The 8928-nt window shown below is 53.3% G+C and carries 9 protein-coding genes; 6 read left to right on the top strand and 3 right to left on the bottom strand.

Annotated features, from left to right (window positions below):
- The first annotated feature begins 131 nt into the window (after positions 1-131).
- A complete protein-coding gene (locus FC49_RS06690; protein WP_056984607.1) occupies positions 132-1115 on the top strand; it encodes an aldo/keto reductase in 984 nt (327 codons plus the stop codon).
- A gap of 51 nt (positions 1116-1166) precedes the next feature.
- On the opposite strand, the gene FC49_RS09940 is transcribed toward FC49_RS06690, so the two are convergent.
- Genes FC49_RS09940 through FC49_RS06680 form a run of 3 tightly spaced genes read right to left on the bottom strand, consistent with a single transcriptional unit; the run spans position 1167 to position 3551 of the window.
- A complete protein-coding gene (locus FC49_RS09940; protein ID WP_003713940.1) occupies positions 1167-1340 on the bottom strand; it encodes a hypothetical protein in 174 nt (57 codons plus the stop codon).
- 13 nt (positions 1341-1353) lie between these two features.
- The gene (feoB, locus tag FC49_RS06685) at positions 1354-3342 is read right to left on the bottom strand and encodes a ferrous iron transport protein B (protein WP_056984606.1); all 1989 of its coding nucleotides are present in this window, start codon (positions 3340-3342) and stop codon (positions 1354-1356) included.
- Positions 3342-3551 (bottom strand): FeoA family protein, encoded by a 210-nt coding sequence (locus FC49_RS06680; protein ID WP_003713982.1) that lies wholly within the window; start codon positions 3549-3551, stop codon positions 3342-3344. The genes feoB and FC49_RS06680 overlap by 1 nt, the downstream gene beginning before the upstream one ends.
- A gap of 202 nt (positions 3552-3753) precedes the next feature.
- Between FC49_RS06680 and sufC the strand changes: the two genes are divergently transcribed.
- From sufC to sufB, 5 genes are read left to right on the top strand one after another with little or no spacing between them, the layout of a single operon-like run.
- Positions 3754-4551 carry a Fe-S cluster assembly ATPase SufC gene (gene sufC, locus FC49_RS06675; protein WP_003715065.1) on the top strand — a complete coding sequence of 266 codons (798 nt, stop codon included), beginning with the start codon at positions 3754-3756 and terminating at the stop codon, positions 4549-4551.
- A gap of 11 nt (positions 4552-4562) precedes the next feature.
- On the top strand, positions 4563-5849 hold the full coding sequence (gene sufD / locus FC49_RS06670; protein ID WP_056984605.1) for a Fe-S cluster assembly protein SufD: 1287 nt from the start codon (positions 4563-4565) through the stop codon (positions 5847-5849).
- Entirely contained in the window at positions 5830-7068 is a 1239-nt protein-coding gene (locus tag FC49_RS06665; protein WP_056984604.1) for a cysteine desulfurase, read from the top strand. The genes sufD and FC49_RS06665 overlap by 20 nt, the downstream gene beginning before the upstream one ends.
- Positions 7055-7513 carry a Fe-S cluster assembly sulfur transfer protein SufU gene (sufU, locus tag FC49_RS06660; protein WP_003714008.1) on the top strand — a complete coding sequence of 153 codons (459 nt, stop codon included), beginning with the start codon at positions 7055-7057 and terminating at the stop codon, positions 7511-7513. The genes FC49_RS06665 and sufU overlap by 14 nt, the downstream gene beginning before the upstream one ends.
- Positions 7510-8919 (top strand): Fe-S cluster assembly protein SufB, encoded by a 1410-nt coding sequence (sufB, locus tag FC49_RS06655; RefSeq protein ID WP_056984603.1) that lies wholly within the window; start codon positions 7510-7512, stop codon positions 8917-8919. The genes sufU and sufB overlap by 4 nt, the downstream gene beginning before the upstream one ends.
- The last annotated feature ends 9 nt before the right edge of the window (positions 8920-8928 follow it).

Raw genomic sequence — 8928 nt, 5'->3', positions numbered from 1 at the left:
ATCCATCAGTACTTAAAATTGTAGAGCCTTTATTTTTTATTAAATTAATCCTTGCTGCTTCTCAGCGTGGTCAGTTCACGCTATAATTACACCATGAAATGAAAGCGCTTTCTGATTAAGGAGGTACTAAAATGGTAAAGGCAGTACAATTCGGCAAGTCGGCCGTGGTGGCGAACCCGCTTGGCCTAGGAACGAACGCGGTCGGGGGCTACAACCTTTTCCCTGGCCTGGATGATGGGGCGGGACGCAAGCTCGTTGACGCCGCTATCGCTAACGGAATCAACCTCTTGGATACGGCCTATGTCTACGGTCTGGGGCACTCGGAGCAGCTTGTGGGACAGGTAGTCAAGGAGCACCGGCGGGAGGAGCTGGTGATTGCAACGAAGGGTGCCCATGACTTTTCAACCGGGCGGGAAGTTATCCGCAACGACCCCGACTTCATAACCCAGCAGGTTGACCAGAGTTTGAAGCGCCTTGGGGTGGACTACATCGACATTTACTATCTCCATTTTCCTGACCATGATACGCCGAAGGCTGAGGCGGTTGGTGCCTTGCAACGTCTGCGTGAAGCCGGCAAGATTCGTGCGATCGGGATCTCGAACTTTAACCTGGACCAAATCAAGGAGGCCAATGCGGATGGCTACGTGGACGTAGTAGAAGATGAATTCAGTCTGCTCCACCAGGACCATTTGACGGAGGGAATGCTGGACTACCTTCGGGACCACCAGATTAGCTTTGTTCCTTACTTCCCGTTAGCTTCAGGACTATTAACCGGGAAGTATGTTCAGGACGTCAGTTTCCCGGCGGACGATATCCGGAGTCAGATTGCCGACTTCAAGCAGCCCCGCTATGGTAAAATTCTTGCGGCCGTTGACCAGGTCCGGCCGATTGCTGACCGGCACGGAGCAACGGTTGCCCAGACGATTTTGGCTTGGTACCTGCAGAATCCGCTGATTACTGCCGTTATCCCGGGCGCCAAGCGGGCTGCCCAGGTAATCAGCAATGCCCAGGCAATGAACATTCAGCTAACAGCCGAAGAGTATCAGACGATTGAGACGGCCTTTGCGGATTTTAAGGCCAACAAGAGTGGTAAGTCGTTAAAGGACCCTGATTAGGATAACGTAAAAAGACACCGGATAAATCTGCGGATTTATCCGGTGTCTTTGCTAATGCTGCAATAAATGGCGGTCATGTTGGTCTTTGAGCTTCTTGACCGCGCAGTCGTAGTCACAGGCAGCGCACTTGCCGCCGACCTTCACCTTGCGAAAAGTCCGGATGATGATAACGACGGCCCAGCTGATAATTGCGAGGATGATTAATAGGTTTAATAATAATTGCATTGAGGCAAGCCTCCTAAAAGATGAGTAAGCCAATTTGGAAAATTAGAAACGACGTGCAGTAGGCGATTGCTAACCCTGAAACAACGGCGAAAAGGACCCACTTGAACGAACCCGTTTCTTCTTTAATCGTTGCCAATGTCGCAAAACATGGGATATAGAGAAGGACAAAGGCCAGGAGGGAGTACGCCGCGACCGGGGTCATGAACTGTCCCAGCGCCGCGATGAGGACGGCCTTGCTGCTGGTGTGGAACATAACCATCATGCTGGACGTAATGACCTCCTTTGCAAGGACCCCGGTAAAGAGGGCGCTAATTGCCTGCCACTGGACGATTCCCAGTGGACGGAAGAATGGAACAAGGCCGTGACCGAGCGCCGCCGCAAAGCTGTGGGTGGAATCCGTCACGAAACCGGTCGGGCCGAAGCTGGACAGCAGCCAGATGAGAACCGTGCCAGCGAAGATAATGGTCCCGGCTTTCTTGATAAAGCCCTTGCCCTTGTCCCAGGTCCCGTGCCAGATCACGTCGAAGCGGGGCAGGTGGTATTCGGGCAGTTCAATGATGAACACTGACCGTTCCTTGACGCGGAACAGCAGCTGGTACAATTTCGCGACCAGTAGGGCCACCACGATCCCCAAGAAGTAAATGGACAGGACGACTAGTGCTTGGTGGTGGGGGAAGAAGGCCGCCACCACCAGTCCGTAAATCGGCAACCGGGCCGAGCAGCTCATGAATGGCATGATTAGCGTTGTCACCAGCCGCTCCTTTGGCTGTTCAATCGTCCGGGCCGCCATGATTCCGGTAACGTTGCAGCCAAAGCCGATAATTAGCGGGATAAAGGACTTGCCATTCAGCCCGATCATCTGCATCAAGCGGTCGGTTACCAAGGCTGCCCGGGCCATATACCCTGAGTCTTCCAGCAGCGAGATACAGGCGAAGAGGGTGAAAATTTGGGGAATAAAGGCGAGGACCCCGCCGACCCCAGCAATCAGGCCGTTAACGATTAAGGAACGTAACGGGGCCATGGCACCCAGCTGGAGCAACCAGTGGTCAACGGTGTTGGAAACCGGGACGGATAAGAACCAGTCGAGGGCGTCTGACAAGGGTGTTCCGACCCATTCAAAAGACAGCTTAAACATCAAGTAAAAGATCCCTGCAAAGATTGGGAGCCCCAGAACCGGGTTGGTAACAACCTGATCGATCTTCGCGGTCAACTGACCACTGTCCGTTTTGGCGGCCTGCTGCTGGGCGTCGTGGAGCAGACTTTCGATAAAGGCTAACCGGGTGTTGTAGATCTGGTCGGCAAACTTTTGGGCATCATAGTACTTTGCCTGACTGGTCAGCGGGGTCAACTGGTGGTTGCTTGCATACTCCTGAATGGCCTTGTTCTGGTCGATAAATTGGATTGCTAGCCAGCGGGCCACGGTGGCGGGGTAGTCGAAGTCGGCTTCAAGGGCTTCTGCCGCTTGCCGAATGGCCTGTTGGAGCATCGGCGGGTAGTCCAGCTGGAGCTTGGGTGCAGGCACCTCTTGGTAGTTAGTAATTTGCTGATGCAGTTCCTTGATTCCCTGGTGTCCCCGGGCGTTCGTCGTGAGGACTTTACAGCCGAGCCGCTGACTAATTAGAGTAAGGTCGTAGGACTGGCCGCTGCGGCGGAGATCATCAATCATGTTAAGGATTAAAACGAGCGGCAGCCCCCGTTCCAGGACCTCGATGGTGAGGAGGAGGTTGCGTTTGAGCTGGCTCGCGTTGGTGATGTTTAAAATCAAGTCTGGACGGTTGGTTAGCAGGTACTTGGCAACAACCGCCTCATCCTTGGTTAAGGGGTTGAGGGAATAGGCCCCGGGAAGGTCAACCACCTCGATGTTTGAGTGCTTGAGCGTTCCCACCTTTTTATCGACGGTTACCCCGGTCCAGTTACCTACGACGGCGTACTTATCGGTAAGGGAATTAAAGAGGGTCGTTTTACCAGTATTCGGGTTGCCAATCAGGGCAATGCTTGTCATTACGCCTCAACCTCCGTCAGGGCGGCAAAATCACGATAACGAATCCCAATTCGCTGGTGGTTATTCTCAATGATGACCGGACCATGGAAGGGATACCGCTGGATAACCTTAATCGGGCAACCCTCGCACAGGCCCATATTATGAAGGCGACTCGCGGTTGGCCGGCTCAAACAACTAAATGATTGCAATACATATTGGTGATTGATCATATTACTTCCTCACAATTCATTATTCCAATAATATATAAAAAACCAATTATTACATCTCCATTATACTACCGTGTAAGCGGTTGAAAAATAATCGAATGTTAAGTTTTAATTTAAAAATATTCGGTTATAATAGAATTGTATTATTTTTAACCTGATATTTTTGGAATATTTAGGAATATTAAATTAAGGGGATGCTTTACAAATGGCCACACTCGAAGTGCGTGATTTGCATGTTTCAGTAAAAGATGAGGAAAGTAAGAAGGAAAAGGAAATCCTCAAGGGAGTCAACCTCAAGATGCAGACCGGCGAGATCCACGCCATTATGGGACCAAACGGGACGGGGAAGTCGACCCTTTCCCAGACCATCATGGGCCAGCCCGGCTACCACGTGACCCAGGGTGACATCCTCTTAAACGGTGAAAGCATTGTTGACATGCCAGTCGATGAACGGGCACGCAAGGGGCTCTTCTTGGCTATGCAGTACCCGGCAGAAATCCAGGGGGTCACTAACGCCGAATTCCTCCGGGCTGCCATCAATGCCCGTCGGCCAGAAGACGACCAGATTTCCGTCATGGACTTCATTAAGAAGCTCGACAAGAACCTGGATCTGCTGGACATGAGCCAGAAGATGACGGAACGGTACCTCAACGAAGGCTTCTCCGGTGGGGAAAAGAAGCGGAACGAAATTCTGCAGCTGCTGATGATTGAACCAACTTTTGCCATTCTCGACGAAATTGACTCTGGCTTGGACATTGACGCCTTAAAGGTCGTTGCCAAGGGGGTCAACTCCATGCGGGGCGACAACTTCGGTTCCCTGATTATCACCCACTACCAGCGCCTGCTGAATTACATTGTTCCGGACACCGTCCACGTCATGATGGATGGTCAAATCGTCAAGACCGGGGGCCCAGAACTGGCTAAAAAGTTGGAAGACGAAGGTTACGCTGGCCTGCGTGACGAATTGGGCCTGGACATCAAACTGGTCGATGATGAGGACTAGGAGGTGCTGGAATGACTGATTTAGCAGAAGCAAAACAGCAGCTGACCGTGGCGAGCCAGCAAAATGAGGAGCCGGCCAGCCTCTTAGAACGGCGGCTTGCAGCGCGGGACCTGATGGCACAACTCCGCCTGCCCCGGATGCAGCGGTTTAACTTCCGTGACTGGCCGCTAATCGCTGACCAGCCTCTGGAATGGGTATCATCGGATACTGACTTAGAGAAGATAGCTCCGGACGATGAAGTGATCCGGGTGACCCAGGTCGGGCAGACGACGGTCAAGGTTCACATTCCGGAACGTCTGCGGGCGGCCGGCGTGGTGCTGACCGATATTTTTACCGCAGCCCGGCAGTACCCCGAGATGTTTGAAAAGTACTTTATGTCGGCAATCAAAACCGACGAAAACCTGCTGACGGCTTACCACGTAGCCTACTTAAACGCCGGCTTATTCCTCTACGTCCCTAAGAACGTCGAGATTGAAAAGCCGATTGAAGCAGAACTGGTCCAGGACAATACCCAAGACCAGCCCTTGGTTTCTCATATTCTGGTCGTGGCGGACCGGGGCAGCAAGGTCAAGTTTATCCAGCACCTGACCACGGTCGGCGACCAGGCTAATCCGGCAAACATGATGATTGAATTGATTGCCCGGGATAACAGTGAGATTGACTTCTCGTCCCTGGATGAGCTGGGCGCCCAGACCCACACCTACTTCAAACGGCGGGCCGATATTGGTCGGGATGCCCATGTTGAATGGGCGGTTGGCCTGATGAACGATGGTGACACAGTCGGTGACATGGACTCTGAGCTGCTGGGTGAAGGTGGCTATGCCAACTCCAAGATGATTGCGGTCACGACCCGGAAGCAAGAGGTCGGGGTCAACAACCGGGTGACTAACCACGGTAAGCACACGACTGGTCTGATTAACCAGCGGGGGGTAATCCTGGAAAATTCCGAACTGATTTTTAACGGAATCGGTCAGATTATCCACGGCGCCCACGGTTCCAAGGCTGACCAGCAGAACCGGGTCCTGATTATGTCTGACCAGGCCCGCGGTGATGCCAACCCAATCCTGCTGATTGATGAAAACGACGTGGAGGCCGGGCATGCAGCCAGTGTGGGCCCCGTTGACCCCCACCAGATGTACTACTTGATGAGTCGGGGAATTCCCCGTAAGCAGGCGGAACGGATGGTTATCCGGGGCTTCTTAGGCGCCGTTCTTAGTGCCATTCCGGCTGCAGATGTACGGAACAAACTGGTGGAAATTCTAGAAAGGAAGCTTACCGATGGTCAACAATATCAATGATTTGTCCGCTGATTTTCCCATCCTGGACCAGCAGGTAAACGGTGAACGGCTGGCCTACCTGGATAACGCGGCGACGGCCCAGAAGCCCAAGCAGGTCGTTGACACCTTGGTTCACTTTTACGAACACGACAACGCGAACGTTCACCGGGGTGTCCATACCCTGGCGGAACGGGCGACGACCCAGTACGAAGAGGCCCGCAAGAAGGTTCAGCACTTCATCAATGCCGCCGATAACCGGGAAATTATTTTTACCAAGGGCTGCACTGATGGCCTGAACCTGGTAGCGTCGACTTATGGCGAACAAAATATCCATGACGGCGACGAAATTGTAATTTCAATCATGGAACACCACAGCAACCTGATTCCCTGGCAGCAGTTGGCAATTAAGAAGCACGCCAAGCTCAAGTACATTGAATTGACCCCGGACGGGACGCTGGACATGGCCGATGCCCGGCAGAAAATTACTGACAAGACGAAGATCGTTGCCGTGGCCCATGCCAGCAACGTGCTCGGAACCGTTAACCCGCTCAAAGATTTAGCCCAGCTGGCCCACCAGCACGGCGCAATTATCGTTGGCGACGGGGCGCAGTCAGTTCCCCATATGCCGGTCGACGTTCAGGACCTGGACGTTGATTTCTATGCCTTTTCCGGCCACAAGATGATGGGGCCGACTGGAATCGGGGTCCTCTATGGCAAGGCGGACTTGCTGCGGGAGATGCCCCCGTACCAGTACGGCGGGGAAATGATCAGTGCCGTTTATCGCGACCGGACCGAGTTTGCCGACATCCCGTTTAAATTTGAAGCGGGAACGCAAAACATTGCCGGAGCGATTGCCCTGGGGACCGCGGTTGATTACCTCGAAAAGATCGGGATGGACCAGGTGGCTGCGAAGGAACAGGAACTGGTTGATTATGTCCTGCCGCAGCTGGAGGCGATCCCGTACGTAACGGTTTATGGGCCCCAGGACCCCCAGCAGCATACTGGCGTGATTGCCTTTAACATGGCGGGAATTCACCCGCATGACGTCGCAACCGCCCTGGATGCGGAAGGGGTCGCGGTTCGGGCCGGCCACCACTGTGCGCAGCCGCTAATGGCCGCATTGGGGGTAGCCGCAACGACCCGGGCCAGCTTCTACTTTTACAATACACAAAAAGATGCAGATCAACTGATTAATGCCATCAAGGCAACAAAGGAGTTCTTTAACGGTGGGACTATCTAAGTTAAACGGCTTATACCGTGAGGTGATTTTGGACCACGCCAATCACCCGCATAACAAGCACGACATTCCGCAGGCCACGAGTAAGATGACGGTCCACAACCCGACTTGCGGCGATACCATTAACGTGGCCGTCGATGTGGAAGACGGTCGGATCAAGGATATCGGCTATTCCGGTTCTGGTTGTACCATCAGCCAGGCCTCAGCCAGCATGATGACCGAAGCAGTAAAGGGGAAAACAACTGACGAGGCCCTGGCAATGGCGAAGACCTTTTCTGACATGGCAATCGGCAAGCAGCACTCCCAGGCTGATCTTGACCAGCTGGGGGATGCACAGATTTTAACCAGTATTATGGAATTCCCTGCCCGGATTAAATGCGCCACGATTTCCTGGTGGGCACTGCAACGGGCCTTACTGAAGAAAGATGATGAGGAGGAAGAGCAATGAGCGAGGATGCAGCAAGCATCGTAAACGGCGATGAAAAGTACGAATATGGCTTTCACGATGACGTGAAGCCAGTTTACTCGACGGGACGGGGCCTGACGGAAGAGGTTGTTCGCCAGATCTCGGCGGCAAAGCATGAACCACAATGGATGCTGGATTACCGGCTCAAGGCCTACCACATCTACAAGAAGCTGCCAATGCCAAAGTTCGGGCCGGACCTATCCGAGCTGGACCTCAAAAACATGCTTTACTACCAGAAGATGACCGACAAGAAGTTCCGGGACTGGAAGGACGTGCCGGAAGATCTCAAGAAGACCTTTGACCGCTTAGGAGTCCCTGAAGCCGAGCGGAAGTACCTGGCCGGGTCCTCAGCCCAGTACGAATCGGAAGTGGTTTACCACAACATGAAGAATGAATTTGCCAAACTGGGCATCATCTTCACCGATACGGATACCGCCCTCCGGGAATACCCGGACCTCTTCAGGAAGTGGTTTGGCAAGCTGGTTCAGCCAACCGATAACAAGTTTGCGGCCCTAAACGCGGCGGTCTGGTCTGGTGGTTCCTTTATCTACGTGCCAAAGGGCGTTAAGACCAAGACGCCAATCCAGTCCTACTTCCGGCTGAACGCGGAAAACACCGGTCAGTTTGAACGGACCCTGATTATTGTCGACGAGGGGGCCAGCGTGGACTACGTTGAAGGATGTACCGCCCCGAACTACTCTTCTGACAGCCTCCACGCGGCGGTCGTAGAAGTGAACGTCTGCAAGGATGCTTACTGTCGGTACACGACCATTCAAAACTGGTCTGATAATGTTTACAGTCTGGAAACCAAGCGGGCAGCCGCGGCCGAAAACGCTACTATGGAATGGGTCGATGGTAACCTTGGCTCAAAGGTAACGATGAAGTACCCGAGTGTTTACCTGAACGGCGAGGGAGCCCGGGGGACGATGCTCTCAATCGCGGTTGCCAGCAACGGGATTCACCAGGATTCCGGTGCCCGGATGATCCATAATGCCAAGAACACGTCCAGCTCGATTGTCTCCAAGTCGATTGCCAAGACTGGTGGTTCAACGGATTACCGGGGGACAGTCCGCTTTGGCAAGCACTCTGACGGCTCGAAGGCCCACGTTGAGTGTGACACAATCATCATGGATGACCAGTCCTCGTCAGATACGATTCCGTACAATGAAATCGATAACGCCCACGTGGCGATGGAACACGAGGCCAAGGTTTCCAAGATTTCGGAAGAACAACTCTACTACTTGATGAGCCGGGGAATTTCCGAAGCCAAGGCCACTGAAATGATTATCATGGGCTTCGTGGAGCCATTCACCAAGCAGCTGCCGATGGAATACGCGGTTGAGCTCAACCGGCTGATTAGCTTCGAAATGGAAGGCTCAATCGGTTAAAAGGAGGAA

The organism is Limosilactobacillus oris DSM 4864, assembly GCF_001434465.1.
Lineage (GTDB): Bacteria > Bacillota > Bacilli > Lactobacillales > Lactobacillaceae > Limosilactobacillus > Limosilactobacillus oris.
This window is presented reverse-complemented; position numbering and strand designations above follow the sequence as displayed.